Origin of the sequence: Microcystis sp. M049S2 (genome assembly GCF_020245625.1) — a bacterium.
Lineage (GTDB): Bacteria > Cyanobacteriota > Cyanobacteriia > Cyanobacteriales > Microcystaceae > Microcystis > Microcystis ichthyoblabe_A.
Window position 1 is genome coordinate 1 of record NZ_JADBUN010000156.1, and the last position, 14,096, is coordinate 14,096.

Annotated in this window: 11 protein-coding genes; 5 read left to right on the plus strand and 6 right to left on the minus strand. The window is 40.0% G+C overall.

Annotated elements, in window-relative coordinates:
- Positions 1–683 precede the first annotated feature (683 nt).
- The 6 genes from argS to IM496_RS13740 form a co-directional block, all read right to left on the minus strand.
- The gene (gene argS, locus IM496_RS13715; RefSeq protein ID WP_287662233.1) at positions 684–2,441 is read right to left on the minus strand and encodes an arginine--tRNA ligase; all 1,758 of its coding nucleotides are present in this window, start codon (positions 2,439–2,441) and stop codon (positions 684–686) included.
- A gap of 92 nt (positions 2,442–2,533) precedes the next feature.
- Positions 2,534–2,920 (minus strand): type II toxin-antitoxin system VapC family toxin, encoded by a 387-nt coding sequence (locus IM496_RS13720; RefSeq protein WP_194013232.1) that lies wholly within the window; start codon positions 2,918–2,920, stop codon positions 2,534–2,536.
- Positions 2,920–3,147, minus strand: coding sequence for a type II toxin-antitoxin system VapB family antitoxin (vapB, locus tag IM496_RS13725; protein WP_002750932.1), 228 nt, complete (start codon positions 3,145–3,147; stop codon positions 2,920–2,922). Before vapB ends, IM496_RS13720 begins: the two co-directional genes overlap by 1 nt.
- A gap of 41 nt (positions 3,148–3,188) precedes the next feature.
- On the minus strand, positions 3,189–3,668 hold the full coding sequence (gene ispF, locus IM496_RS13730; RefSeq protein WP_045361179.1) for a 2-C-methyl-D-erythritol 2,4-cyclodiphosphate synthase: 480 nt from the start codon (positions 3,666–3,668) through the stop codon (positions 3,189–3,191).
- Between the two features lie 495 nt (positions 3,669–4,163).
- Positions 4,164–6,980 (minus strand): preprotein translocase subunit SecA, encoded by a 2,817-nt coding sequence (gene secA / locus IM496_RS13735; RefSeq protein WP_287662235.1) that lies wholly within the window; start codon positions 6,978–6,980, stop codon positions 4,164–4,166.
- A 148-nt stretch (positions 6,981–7,128) separates the two neighbouring features.
- The gene (locus IM496_RS13740) at positions 7,129–10,359 is read right to left on the minus strand and encodes a type ISP restriction/modification enzyme (RefSeq protein WP_287662236.1); all 3,231 of its coding nucleotides are present in this window, start codon (positions 10,357–10,359) and stop codon (positions 7,129–7,131) included.
- Between the two features lie 175 nt (positions 10,360–10,534).
- Between IM496_RS13740 and IM496_RS13745 the strand changes: the two genes are divergently transcribed.
- The 5 genes from IM496_RS13745 to IM496_RS13765 all read left to right on the plus strand — a co-directional run bounded on the left by IM496_RS13745 (position 10,535) and on the right by IM496_RS13765 (position 14,083).
- Positions 10,535–11,251, plus strand: coding sequence for a DUF433 domain-containing protein (locus IM496_RS13745; RefSeq protein WP_016516788.1), 717 nt, complete (start codon positions 10,535–10,537; stop codon positions 11,249–11,251).
- Entirely contained in the window at positions 11,248–11,670 is a 423-nt protein-coding gene (locus tag IM496_RS13750; RefSeq protein ID WP_151697272.1) for a PIN-like domain-containing protein, read from the plus strand. Before IM496_RS13745 ends, IM496_RS13750 begins: the two co-directional genes overlap by 4 nt.
- A 348-nt stretch (positions 11,671–12,018) precedes the next feature.
- Complete coding sequence (gene rpmB / locus IM496_RS13755) at positions 12,019–12,255, plus strand: 50S ribosomal protein L28 (protein WP_002775299.1); 237 nt, start codon at positions 12,019–12,021, stop codon at positions 12,253–12,255.
- A 144-nt stretch (positions 12,256–12,399) separates the two neighbouring features.
- Complete coding sequence (gene psaK / locus IM496_RS13760; RefSeq protein ID WP_002734065.1) at positions 12,400–12,666, plus strand: photosystem I reaction center subunit PsaK; 267 nt, start codon at positions 12,400–12,402, stop codon at positions 12,664–12,666.
- A 280-nt stretch (positions 12,667–12,946) separates the two neighbouring features.
- Positions 12,947–14,083 carry an amino acid ABC transporter permease gene (locus tag IM496_RS13765; RefSeq protein ID WP_287662237.1) on the plus strand — a complete coding sequence of 379 codons (1,137 nt, stop codon included), beginning with the start codon at positions 12,947–12,949 and terminating at the stop codon, positions 14,081–14,083.
- Positions 14,084–14,096: the final 13 nt, after the last annotated feature.

Genomic DNA, 14,096 nt, shown 5'->3' on the forward strand with positions numbered 1-14,096 from the left:
CATTATTCACCAACTGGCAAAAACCTGATTGTGAGGACATCTCAAAAAACAGACTGTTTTTCAGCCAGATCGCTAGATGAACTTCTTGCCAAGGCTTTCGAGGATTTTCCAAAGTCTTCATGAATAATGCAGGCTAGGACTTTCGGACATTTGACCGCTTTAAAGATAACATCTCTGGGATAACAGATGTGGCTTATTGCGTCAGCGGCCTAGATGCGGGAGTAAGCTGTTAACTATCTAAATTACTCGTTAAGACTGTCTATGAGCAAGCAGGGAGCAGGGAGAGGAAGTTTGAGCATTTGTACTAACTTACCATCTCCGAGTTATCACCTGAAAGCGAATAGGCAACAGACGACAATAAGATAACGTCACGAGTCAGTTTAACTAGATTAATCTCTAAGCTTCGCCCAAAAATATTGGCTCTGATTAGAGCTATTTCTAGGTTAGCAAAAACTCAGGTTTTTTAACGTCAGCATAGTACACTTTTTCTGGGTATAAAATAGCACCCAGTTTTGTCAAAGATACGCAATGCAAGGGGTGGGGTGTGGGGTGTAGGGTGTGGGGTGTAGGGTGTAGGGTGTAGGGTGTAGGGTGTGGGAATTATGAATTATCAATTATGAATTATGAATTGGGTAGTTTTTTGCTGTGAATAGTAAACGATGAACTGATAACTGATAACTGATTTACATTCTTTCCAAAACGGGTATTCCCAGGAGATATAAGCCTAATTTTAGGGTTCTTGCCGTTAAATCACACAAGACTAAACGGGAGGTTTTAATCGGTTCTGCTGCTTTCAGAACGGGACAATTCTCATAAAAACGATTATACTTTTTACTGAGTTCATAAAGATAATCACATAAACGATTAGGTAATAAATCCTCTTCCACGGCACTAATTACTTCCGGCAGTTGCAGTAATTGTTTAGCCAGAATTAATTCGCTTTCATCCTTGAGAATTAGCGGTGAATTGGCACTTAAATCCTGAAAATTAATACCACCTTCGCGACTGATACTCTGAACCCTAGCGTAAGCGTACAGCATATAGGGGGCGGTGTTGCCTTGCAGATTGAGCATTTTGTCGTAACTGAAAACGTAGTTACTATTGCGATTTTGGCTGAGATCGGCGTATTTGACGGCACTTAATCCGACGGTTTCGGCAGTATTAGCGATAAAATCGCTGGTTTCTTCTCTTTCCTCGCTTGCTAGTCTTTTTTCTAAGTCAGCGAGGGAACAGGCGATCGCTTGATCCAGTAATTCTTGTAGTTTTACCGTCTCCCCAGAACGAGTTTTTAATTTTTTACCATCTTCCCCTAAAACTAATCCAAAAGCGACGTGAACCACTGCCACATTATCGGGTAAAAATCCCGCTTTTTTAGCCACCTGAAATACTTGGGTAAAATGGTTAGCTTGTCCAGCATCGGTAACATAAATTATTCTTTCGGCTTTATCTTGACGCACTCGATAACAAATTGCCGCTAAATCGGTGGTAGCGTAATTATAACCGCCGTCGGATTTCTTGACAATTAGGGGCAAAGGATCCCCCTCTTTGTTGGTAAAACCATCGAGAAAGACACATAAAGCGCCGTTGTCTTCTGTTAGCAATCCCTGTTGATCTAATTCTCTGATTACTGTCTCAAGGTAGGGATTATAAAAAGATTCCCCCCTTTCAGTCAGTTTTATATCGAGAATATCATAGATTTTCTGAAATTCCCGCCGTGATTGTTGACAAAGTAACTGCCATGCTTGACGACTTTGAGGATCACCTGACTGTAATTTTACTACGGCTTGACGGGCAGTTTCTTTAAAGTTTTCGTCTTCATCAAAACGAATTTTAGCCTTTTTATAAAAGCTAACTAAATCCCCTAAATCCAGAGCATCCGCTTGGGTTAAAGCCCTAGGATAAGCTTCTTGTAGATAGGTAATTAACATCCCGAATTGAGTACCCCAATCCCCGACGTGATTGAGACGAATTACTTGATGATGACGAAATTCTAAAATCCGAGCAATACAATCACCAATTATAGTCGATCGCAAGTGACCGACGTGCATTTCTTTAGCAATATTGGGACTGGAAAAATCGACAATAATTTTTTGACTGGGGTTAGCGGTGGCAACTCCTAAACGGTTGTCAATAATTAGGTCTTTTAATTGGGTTTCTAGATAACTGGGTTTAAGGGTAAGATTGATAAAACCGGGTCCAGCAATTTCGGGGGGTTGACAGAGATCATCTATCTCTAGATTTTTTAGTAAAGTTGCCGCCACTTCCCGGGGTTTTTGTTTTAATTCTTTGGCTAAAGAGAGGGAAATATTACATTGATAATCGCCAAAACGGGGGTTACTAGCGGCGACAATTAGAGGATCGGTACCAGTGAAGTTTTCACCAAAGGATTTAACTAGGGATTGGGAAAAACGCTCTTTTATTTGTTGGATAATGGCAGTCATAGAGAGAATTTAGCAATGAATGTTAGAAGTCTATGGGGAATTAGGAAATTTATCTTGCTCTCATCTTGAATAGAATTAAGCCGAACGAGGCATTATGTCCATTTTCTTGTTACATTATAAGCATCAAATTTAGTATCTTTACTAATTAGAATTAGCGATCTGTTTAGAGATTGAGCAATTAGCATTCTATCAAATGGATCTCGGTGATGCAAGGGTAAAGTACAAATTTTTAGAGTATCAGAAAATGATATAGATAGTAAGGTTACATCTGATGCTTCTAGTTTAGTTTCAATGGTTTCATAACTTTTTTGTAGGGCTAACTTACCTAAATTTAACTTAATCGCGATTTCCCAGAGACTAACAATACTGACATAAACTTCAGGAGCAAAATCAATTTCCTCCCGAAGATTATTAGGCAAGTTAGAATCGTTTTCAGTTAACCAGATGAAAGTATGGGTGTCCAGAAGAAAAGATGTCATCACATATATTCCTGAAAATCTTCCAAAGACTCATCAAAATCATCAGACAAAGGTAAGGTAAATGTACCTTGTAAAATTCCTGAACGACGTTTTCTAAGAGAAGGTTTCTCTATAATAACATCTGATTGATAATTGGCCATCAAATATTCAGCATAGTGAAGCAGCTCTATTTTTAAGAACTCTGGCATTGTTTCGACAGTTTCTAAGATTTTTGTGTCTATATTCATAAGTTATGGATACTTAATCTCAGCAAATTTTTACTAATTACTTATTCCTTAACCAATAAAACCACGGCATAAACTGCGATACCTTCTTCTCGTCCCACAGGTCCTAATTGTTCGTTAGTAGTGGCTTTAATTCCCACCTGTTCTGGATTAATCTTGAGAGTTTCTGCTAATTTGGCTCGCATCGCATTAAGGTGGGGTTTCATTTTCGGTTTTTCGGCAACAATTACCGAATCAATATTATTAATCTGCCAACCTTTATCGATAATTAATTGATTAACTTGTTCTAATAATTTTAAACTATTCGCCCCTTGCCATTGTGGGTCTGTGGGGGGAAAATAATGACCGATATCGCCTAAACTAAGCGCACCCAGCATGGCATCCATAATAGCGTGGGTTAAGACATCGGCATCACTGTGACCCAATAAACCCACAGTATGGGCAATTTCTACTCCTCCTAAAATTAAAGGTCTTCCTGTTACCAATCGGTGGATATCGTAGCCGTTACCAATACGAATATTCATAGAGCAGTCCTCATTGTCGGTGTTTCTGCAAATGTGAGATGCACCCAAATTGCGGTAGAATTTTCTTGGGGATAATCTCCTAACTTCTGACTATCCACTGCCGATTACCGCAAAGGATAGCCATTTATTCTATCAGATTGAGAAGATATTAGGTAAGAACTAACTAAACACAATTAATTACACATATCTAACCACCTCTTGCCTCTTGCCTTTTGCCTATCCTAACCAAAAAGTTAATTTTATCCTACTTACTTATGATAACACTTGTAACTATATTTTTCACTGCCTTGCTGGCAGTTACGGATTTTACTTACCAAGTTTTGATTCATTTTCCCATACAAATCATCAATTTTTTGGGGTCGTTGTTGTCCTATGGAGTAATCGGACTGATAATTTTTGTCCTAGTCTGGATTGTGGGTGACTGATTTCTCGGTAGAAAAAAATGAGAGAATCAGCCTTAGCCAATTCTCCCCAATTTAAGCCAACTTTTAGTTTTTACTGTTCACTAGCCACTGCTTGGGGTTGTCCTTGCGGTTGGAATTGGAACAGGGAATAAACCACATTGCGACGGATATCAATCATCATTTCTAAAAACATCTCGTAGCCTTCCTGTTTATACTCAATTAGAGGGTCTTTTTGACCGTAACCGCGTAAACCAATCGACTCGCGTAAAGCTTCCATAGCTTGCAGATGTTCGCGCCATAACATATCGATTTGCTGCAGGATAAAATAACGTTCGGCATCGCGCATTAAACCGGCGCGAATATTATCCACTTGACGTTCTTTAATTTCGTAGGCTTTACGAACTTCTTCGTGTAGGAACATCTTGATATCATTGACACTCATCTCCTCGACATCTTTAGCGGTAATATCTGCCAACAGATAGACGAATTCCTGAGATTTACTAATCAGTTTTTCCAAATCCCATTCTTCCGCCGGCAGTTCGGGATTCACATAAGCCATGACGATTTCATCCATGGTTTTTTCGGCGTATTGCAGCACCTGTTCTTTTAAGTCCATCCCCTCCAAAACCCGACGACGTTCGGCATAAATAGCGCGCCGTTGATTATTCATCACCTCGTCGTATTCAAACACCTGTTTCCGGGCATCATAATAGAAGGTTTCCACTTTTCTTTGCGCGCCTTCCAAGGAACGAGTCAACATTCCCGACTCAATGGGCATATCTTCTTCCACCCGGAAGGCATCCATTAAACCCGCCACGCGGTCGCCTCCAAAAATCCGCAATAAATTGTCTTCTAGGCTTAAAAAGAAGCGTGTAGAACCGGGGTCGCCCTGTCTGCCCGCCCGGCCTCGCAATTGGTTGTCAATACGGCGGGATTCGTGGCGTTCCGTCCCGATAACGTGCAGTCCGCCCCTTTCTACTACTTCATCGTGTTCTTTGCCTGTGTAATCTTCATAGGTTTTGCGAATTAATTTATAGACTTCGCGTAACTTTTGAATAACCTGGTCATCCGTGGGGGCTTTTTCGGCTGCGATAGCGATTTTTTCTTCTACTTCTAATTCCGGTAAACTTTGAGTTCCGTGGGTATCAACGGCAAATTTAACCGCTTCTTTCAGGGCATTTTCTACCTCTTTCGGTAACTCGGTGGGAAAAATTTCCGCCGAGGCACGCCAGTTTTTTTTCTTCTTACCCGGGGCGAATCCTTGCGGGCGATTGCGTTCTCCTAAACTGGGTAAACTAAAGGCCAAATTGTCATCTTCGGGCATAACTAATTTGGGCATTAAATACTCGCGAATTTTCAATCGGGCCATATAGTCGGAGTTACCACCGAGGATGATATCGGTTCCCCGTCCCGCCATATTCGTAGCAATAGTTACGGCCCCGGCCCGGCCTGCTTGGGCGACGATTTCCGATTCCCTTTCCACGTTTTCTGGACGGGCATTAAGCAAGTTATGGGGAATCTTTCTTTCCTGTAATAACAGCGAAAGCACTTCCGATTTTTCCACACTGGTAGTACCGACTAAAACCGGGCGACCCTGTTCGTGCATTTGTTGACATTCTTCGGCGACTGCGTTCCATTTTGCCTGTTCATTTTTATAGACCACATCGGCTAAATCTTGCCGACGAGAAACGCGGTTAGTGGGGATAATTGTTACTTGCAGGTTATAGACTTTTTCTAGTTCCGTTTCTTCGGTTTTGGCCGTCCCGGTCATGCCGGATAATTTCGGATAGAGTAGGAAAAAGTTTTGATAGGTAATCGTGGCTAAGGTTTGGGTTTCCTGTTGAATTTCTACCCCTTCCTTAGCTTCCACTGCCTGATGTAAACCATCGCCCCAACGTCGCCCCGGTAATACCCGTCCCGTGAACTCATCAACAATAACAATTTCACCACTGCGGACGATATAGTTAACGTCTTTTTTCTGGAGTTCTTTGGCACGAATAGCGTTAGAAATATAGTGCGCCCAGGGATTTTCTTGGTCGTATAAATCGGTAACTCCTAATAGTTCTTCCGCTCTTTTAAAGCCTTCATCGGTCATTAAAACGTTACGGTCTTTTTCGTTAACTTCGTAGTCTCCCGGTCCGTCTTCTACTTTTTGGCGCACTAATTGTTTGGCGATTTCGGCGGCGAGAATATATTTTTCTGTGGGTCGATCGATCGGTCCTGATATAATTAATGGAGTTCTGGCCTCATCAATAAGAATTGAGTCCACTTCGTCGATAACGCAGTAGTTAAAGGGTCTTTGGACAACTTCCCCCATCACTGTAGCCATGTTATCGCGCAGATAATCGAAGCCGAGTTCGCTGTTAGTGGTGTAGGTGATGTCACAGGCATAATTTTTCTTTCTTTCTTCTGGACTCATGCCGGCTTGAATTAGTCCCACACTTAACCCTAAAAAGCGATGTACCTGCCCCATCCATTCCGCGTCACGACGGGCGAGATAATCGTTAACGGTGACGACGTGAACCCCTTTTCCGGTCAATCCATTCAAATAAGCGGGGAGTGTGGCAACTAGGGTTTTTCCTTCCCCGGTTTTCATCTCGGCGATTTGTCCTTTGTGCAGTACCATTCCCCCCAATAACTGCACGTCAAAGTGACGCATCCCTAAGACTCGGATTCCCGCTTCCCGGACAATGGCGAAAGCTTCGGGGAGGATTTCCTCGAGAATCTCCTCTCTTTCGTCATAATTTCTCGCTTTGTCTAATCTTTCCTTAAATTCGCTGGTTTTGCTCCTTAATTCCTCATCGGACAGGTTTTTAATATCCTCTTCCAGCAGGTTGATTTCGGTGACGAGGGGCTGAAATTTTTTAATTTTGCGGGCGTTGGGATCTCCGAGTAGGGCTTTTAACATAGCAGTTTTTATTCTCTCGCTTCGATTGGCTCTTGATCTGTGGTGTTAACAATTGTATCACTCTCGTTGGGAGTAGAGAGTCATTTATCGGTGAACAGGGACTCTTGCCAGTGGGCAAAAATTAAGTTAATCTTCTCTCACCGGTGGCTTAACTAAAGGGGAAACCACCATATTTATTGATAATTATATCTATGGTTTCCATAATTGCGATCGATTCTCCCAAAATGGAGATAATTTGTTGATAATGTTCTAGGTCGTCGTAGCTAAGGTGGCGACCTTTGCGGTCTTTTAGCCACTTCTGACACACTTGATAACCGCCGATATAAAAGTTCCAAATTTGGAGCGGAATCCCCGCAAAATACTGGTCAGAATTAATCGAAATTTGTTGTTTATTTTCGTCATATTTCACCTGCTCGACTAGATTAGAACCCGCCACGGGATAGCTACTAATTTCTTTTCCCGTTGCTTTCATTAGGTGTAAATGTACTAATCTGTCACCTTTTTTGACTAATTCCCAGAATAATTCTTGATTACTGGTTAGAGGAACACGAGGAAAGTCTATTTTTAAAAATTCGGCGTAACGTTGGCGATATTGGGGAGAGTGAAAGACAGCATAGATATAGTTAAAAATGTCTTCTGGTCCAAAAGTTTTCTTTTTGTCTCCTTTGCCATCATTGATAAATTCTAATTCAAGTTTTGCCGAAAGTTTGTTAATAAATTCAGGCGCTAGATTAGGACGGCGACCATTTGGCGAGTTGGTTGGTTCTGTGTCAAATAAGGTTGGGGTATTGGTTGGGTAAAGATAGAGAGGTAAAATTTGCGTGTTTCTATCATGTGAGCCTACTTTCAATTCAATCAATGATTCTGATACATTGACGTGAGAAAAATTCAAAGAAGTTATTTGTCTGGTTGCTATTAATCCAATATTTTCCCCAGCTAGTATATGCTGCATTACCTCACCTCTTGGCATACAGTGAAAGCCTCTTGAGTGAAGAGTATAGTAGGTGTATCTTAAATCAAAAGGTCTATATAAAATAGGCACTAAATTCTTTTTTAATAAACCAGATTGCCTAATATCTTTTTGCGCTAAATCAACCTTCCAATCTCTTGTATCTTTTCCTAAATTGTACTTTTGCCTTGCTTCTTCAATACTTAGACTTGCAAAATCATTAACTACATTCCAAGTTTCTTCTTCAGTCTGTTGAATTGTTAAACTATCTCTAGCTGTGACGATACCAACACTATTAACTGGCATAATTTCAGTAATCTTCCAAAATTGATCGTATTCTGAGCGCAGATTGATATTCTGAGGTTTAAATAGATAAAAAGGAGAATCAGGTTGTAATTCCTGCCAAGAAGTAGAATAAAGATCATTTTCCTCTAACCAATGATACTTACCACAGACAATAACTTGATTCTCAATCATCTCTCTTTTGCCCCATAAATCAGCATGATAAACTTTAGCTAAATTTGAAGAACTATTGTGATATTTAATAAAAATACCAATAGCTACACCTTGCTGAATATCAAACACATTTTGATCCGGTGAACCGTCGGGACAAGCTTCTTTTTTCTTACTGTTGCCGTGTAAATCGAGTATATAAATATCATCAAAAGTTTTTAATAAACTTTGACGCATTCCCCGAAAAGTTGGGTTATCCAAATAACCATGATTAGTAACAAAAGCTAAAATTCCGTAACCAGTTTTCTCGATGCGCCATTGACTAAAGCGAATAAATTTGACATAATCATCATTTAACCATTTGGGATTTTTTTCGCCTAAAGGTTGCTCATCTACTTCAAAATAACTAGCAGTTTTTTCTCCAGAAATAATATCTTTTCCCTTCAATAATTCCTTAATCCATTCTCCTGTATTTACGGAATGTCCAGAGTAGGGAGGATTACCAATAATCACCATAACCGGATGTTCTTGCTTAACACCTTGTGCTGACTCTGCTTCATCGCGAATACGATTTAAAAACCCATCAGCAGGGGGAATTTGAAAAGCTTCCTGTAGGGTGTTAGTGAGATAGATTCCCAAGCGTTCATCGGCACTAAAATCATAGCCTAATTCCTGAAGTTGTAAACCTAACTTCATGTGTGCTACGGTGTAGGGAGCCATCAGTAATTCAAACCCAAAGAGACGGGGTAATAAATGTTTACTGACATAACTAGACCACATCCCTTTCTGTTGACGAAAACTGTCATAGATATGGTCGATAACCGAGTGTAAAAAAGTGCCAGTTCCCACAGCAGGATCGAGGATTAAAACTTGGTGAACTTCCTGAGTTTCTTGGCTATTATTAGGATTTTTAATCGTAATTTTTTTGGCATCGGCCAAACCTTTAGGAATCTGAAACTTATTTTTTAGAATATAGTCCACACTGCGAACCATGTAAGAAACCACGGGTTCAGGGGTATAATAAACCCCCCTAGACTCACGCATTTTACTATCGTATTCTGCTAAAAAAGTCTCATAAAAGTGAACCACAGGATCCTGCTTGCGTGTGCGTTTTCCAAAGCTGCCGAGAATCCCCTCCATGTCCGTTTGTTGTAAAATAGTCGCTAGAGTATCCACGGCCCAAGTAATCCGCTCATCTAATTCTGTACCAGCAATTTGATGAAAAATTCCCCGCAAAAAAGGGTTAGTTTTCGGTAGTCGAAATGCTGCCGTTTCCCTGGAAAAAGAACTTATTTGATCCGTATTACAGCGTGCTGCGAATAAACCATAACAGATTGTTTGTGCATACATATCCGCAAACTGCGCTTCATTGAGATCACTAATTAAAACTCGTTGAAAAGATTGCAATTGTTGCCGCAACATTCCCCCGCAATCTTGATCTTTTAAAGCTTGGCCGATTGCATCTCGAATTAACTGCGCTAAAGCGGCCATTTTTTTCGCTAATTCTCGCGGTGTTGTTATCTGAATAACTTTTGAGAGGAAAAACTGACAGAACAATTGTTCTACTTGTAAAATACCCTGGGAATCAGGTTTAATTTGCTTTTTTTGATTAAGAGTTGCCACGGACGCTGATAGACGCAATTCTCCCGATACATACCAACGAAATTCTAAATGATCAGTGATAATTAAATTACCCAAAGCCTGTAAATAACGTTTTATTTGGGGAGTATTTTCAACCTTTTTGAGAGAAGTTCCGATATCTTTTGCTTCCAGATGGCCAATTTCTACTATACCCTGATTAATCACAAAATCTGGAGCGCCACAAGCAATCCTTTTTGGCTCATTGAGAGCTTGTAGGTTATTATTTAGGGATTCAATTAATTTTTTTAAAGCAGGACGATAACTGTGTTCTGTGGCGTTACCCTGTTGATAAATGCCTGTGATTTCCTCTAGATATTTTGGCAGTGAATTACTCATTATCGTTGCGACATACAAACGTTCTTCTATAGATAAAATATAACCTCATTTAGCCCCCAATGTCCACTGAGATGCCCTCATCCTACTTTATCCCTATCCTCAAGGATACCAAAATTAGCTAAAATGAAATGATAGGCGATAATCTCATCTCAACAACTTCACCAAAATATTAACGATGGTCAAAGCATCATCTCCCTTATCTCTAGAGCATCTCTATCATGTTCCCACCTACACTATAGCCGATACTGCGCGCTATCTCCATATTCCTTTGCCCACTCTGAGAACGTGGGTACGAGGACGCACCTACCCCACTAAAAAAGGACAAAAAGAGTTTTTACCCCTCATTCAACGACCTAATCCGAATATTCCGCAACTTTCCTTTACTAACTTAGTGGAAGCGCACGTTTTAAGAGTTATTCGCAAAGTTCATAACATCCCTCTCGATAAAGTTAGACTGGCCCTAGACTATATTAGTGAACAATTTAACACCGATCATCCTCTGGTTCAAAAACAATTTAGTACCGATGGAATTGACCTTTTTATTGAACAATTTGAACATTTAATTAATGCCTCCCGTTCGGGACAATTGACGATGAAACAATTCTTAAATAATCTCTTAACTCGTATTGAATGGGATGAACAAGATATCGCCACACGGCTTTTTCCCACTATCGACATAAATGGGGAAGACTTCAGCAATAAAGTCCTAAAGATAGACCCTAATATTTCCTTCGGAAAACCCGTGATCACAGGAACAGGAATTCCCACTAAAGTTGTCACAGAACTTTATGATGCGGGGGACTCTATAGAAGATATTGCCAATGATTATAATTGTCAACCTTGGCAAATTGAAAAAGCGATTTTATTCGAGTGCAATTGGCAAGCGGCATGACCTATCAATACACCTATTTTATCGACCGCGCTTTAGGAAAGTCTATCGGTGAAGCTTTGCAAGAAATAGGGGTTAAAATTGAATTTCATCATGCCCATTTTGCCCCAGATGCCCCGGATACGGAGTGGCTACCTATTGTTAGTCAAAGAGGATGGATAGTATTAACTAAAGATGTAAACATTGGTAGAAATATTTTAGAAGTTCAACAGATAGCCCGTTATCAGGCTCAAGTATTTGTTCTAGTTTCTGGCAACTTACCTCGTCAGACTATGATTAATATTTTTGTCGAAACAATCGATAAAATCGAAAAAATAACTCAAGGTAATCAAGCCCCTTTTATCGCCAAAATATACCAAGATTTTCAAGTAAAATTGTGGAAAAATAAAAATGAATTAACCAGAATAATAGAAACTATGTAAAACTTATTATAGCGTTTCTGATTCACAAGAGGTACATTCCCGATCCTGAACAGTTTAATCAGCAAAGATTTAAGTGTGCCGCACAGATGCGAGAAATGCTATAAAATATTTTTTATTCAGTAAAAAATTACAGCTAAATTTGTTGACAATATTCTCACCATTACCTCTGATGCAATTGTGGAAATTGTCTGAGCAGTGAACCGGTTTAATCAACTTCTTAATCCCCCCACTTGCTGTTAAATTTATCTCCGTTCACTTCACCCAGGGGAAGGGGGGGACTTCTGGCGAGATTTGAGTTAAACTAGAAAGGTTGACTATTGACAAACATCGATCGCACAGGAGTAAATTATGTCTAGAGTCTGTACTATGACGGGGAAAAAGGCCAATAACGCCTATGCGGTGTCCCACTCCCACCGTCGCACCAAAAAATTACAAGAAGCTAACCTACAATGGAAAAGAGTTTGGTGGTCGGAAGGCAACCGTTGGGTAAAACTACGCATCTCCACCAAAGCTATCAAAACCATTGAAAAGAAAGGATTAGCCGTCTTCGCTAAAGAAGTAGGCTTAAACTTGAATTTGTACTAAGCGAGTAGTTCATAAGTGGAGACGAATCGGCCTTATTGTTGACTCCTCTGCTTTTGATTATTAAGTATTGCAACAGGGCGTGATGTGGGGTGAAAACTACCTTTAAGATTAAAAACTTAAAACGACCTGTTCAGGAGAATTTCAATGTATTCAACCCTATTAATGGCCGCCACCGCCGTACAAGGTTCCAGCGAATGGAGTCCCAAAGTGGCGATTGTCATGATTATCTGCAATATTCTCGCTATTGCTTTCGGTAAAGCGACTATTAAACAACAAAATGTCGGTCCTGCTTTACCTTCCCCCGCTTTATTCGGTGGTATGGGATTAGGCGCTTTACTAGGTACTACCAGTTTTGGTCATGTCCTCGGCGCCGGTGTCATCCTCGGTCTTTCCCGTCTCGGAGTTATCTAAGTCTGTTTTGATTTTCTCAATCGGTGGCCAAAAGTCACCGATTTCTTTTGTTAAAAATTCTGGACTGTACAATAAATATGACTGGGTGCATCTTAATATTTGTGACTTTCTCTCACATATAGGTGAGCAGCAGAAGTTATTAAAAGAGGGCGAATGCCATTCGCCCCTACAATAATATTATCGCGCCAATGGTAGGGGCGCATCGTGGTCAGTGAGTTTATCGAACTGCGTGCGCCCAAATGTAATATAGATATTTCTCCAAAATTGAGATGCACCCATTATGACTTTACCTCAAAAAAATTCTTTTTGGTACGATGAGCGATTTCAGAAGATTTTTCTACAGGTAATTATCCTGCTAATTGTCTGCCTAATTTTCTGGTTTTTTGGTCGCAATTTAGTGATTAATTTCCAACGCCTACGCTTAAGTTTTGGCTTTGGCTTTCTCTTTGATCCTGACCGACCAGCCTCTTTTGCTATTGGTGACTCTCCTATTGCCTACAGTCCCACCGATACCTATTTTCGCGCTCTTTTGGTGGGATTAGTTAATTCTCTCCGCATTATGATTACTGGCATATTTTTGGCGATTAGTCTGGGAATCGTCATCGGGTTAGGTCGCTTGTCGGATAATTGGTTAATTCGTCAGTTAGCAACAATTTATGTGGAAACTATTCGCAATACTCCTTTATTATTACAATTATTTTTTTGGTATTTTGCTGTATTTCTAAAACTGCCGAAGATTGAGGAATCTTTAGAGTTCTTTGGCAGTATATTTTTAAATAACTCAGGAGTCTATTTACCTTTCCCCGCTAATAGTTTCAGGACATGGTTAGCCTTATTTATCATTGCTTTAGGAATAATTATCTCAGTATTTTTATACCTAAAAAATAAACTTAGTTTATGTCTAACTAGCCTAATACTCCTAGTTATAATTCCTCTAATCTGGGGTTTACAATGGCAAAGTCCCCAAGTTAATCCTCTTAATCAAAATATTGACTTCGGTTTACATCTTTCTTCCGAGTTTGCCACCCTTTTAATCGGTTTAACTGTTTACACAGCTGCCTTTATCGCGGAAACGGTACGGGGAGGAATTCAATCGGTTAATCGGGGACAATGGGAAGCAGCTAAAGCCTTGGGATTAAAACCTTTATTAGTGATGAGATTAGTGATTTTTCCCCAAGCTTTGCCAGTGATTATTCCTCCTTTAACTAATGAATGTTTAAATCTGGTTAAAAACTCTAGTTTAGCGATCGCTATTGGTTATAATGATATTTATGCTATCTCTAGTACCATCGCTAATCAGACAGGAAAAGCTGTAGAGATGTTAATAGTAGTTATGGCCACCTATTTATTCTTTAATCTGGTGATTTCTCTGGCTATGAATCAATTAAACAAACGGGTAAAAATTCAGGAAAGGTAGAAAGGTAGTGGAC

Excerpts from the sequence above, each read along its gene's own strand:
- ispF (WP_045361179.1), bottom strand. The coding sequence starts at position 3,668 with ATGAATATTCGTATTGGTAACGGCTACGATATCCACCGATTGGTAACA.
- secA (WP_287662235.1), bottom strand. The coding sequence starts at position 6,980 with ATGTTAAAAGCCCTACTCGGAGATCCCAACGCCCGCAAAATTAAAAAA.
- rpmB (WP_002775299.1), top strand. The coding sequence starts at position 12,019 with ATGTCTAGAGTCTGTACTATGACGGGGAAAAAGGCCAATAACGCCTAT.
- argS (WP_287662233.1), bottom strand. The coding sequence starts at position 2,441 with ATGACTGCCATTATCCAACAAATAAAAGAGCGTTTTTCCCAATCCCTA.
- psaK (WP_002734065.1), top strand. The coding sequence starts at position 12,400 with ATGTATTCAACCCTATTAATGGCCGCCACCGCCGTACAAGGTTCCAGC.
- IM496_RS13765 (WP_287662237.1), top strand. The coding sequence starts at position 12,947 with ATGACTTTACCTCAAAAAAATTCTTTTTGGTACGATGAGCGATTTCAG.
- IM496_RS13740 (WP_287662236.1), bottom strand. The coding sequence starts at position 10,359 with ATGAGTAATTCACTGCCAAAATATCTAGAGGAAATCACAGGCATTTAT.
- IM496_RS13745 (WP_016516788.1), top strand. The coding sequence starts at position 10,535 with ATGGTCAAAGCATCATCTCCCTTATCTCTAGAGCATCTCTATCATGTT.
- IM496_RS13750 (WP_151697272.1), top strand. The coding sequence starts at position 11,248 with ATGACCTATCAATACACCTATTTTATCGACCGCGCTTTAGGAAAGTCT.
- IM496_RS13720 (WP_194013232.1), bottom strand. The coding sequence starts at position 2,920 with ATGACATCTTTTCTTCTGGACACCCATACTTTCATCTGGTTAACTGAA.
- vapB (WP_002750932.1), bottom strand. The coding sequence starts at position 3,147 with ATGAATATAGACACAAAAATCTTAGAAACTGTCGAAACAATGCCAGAG.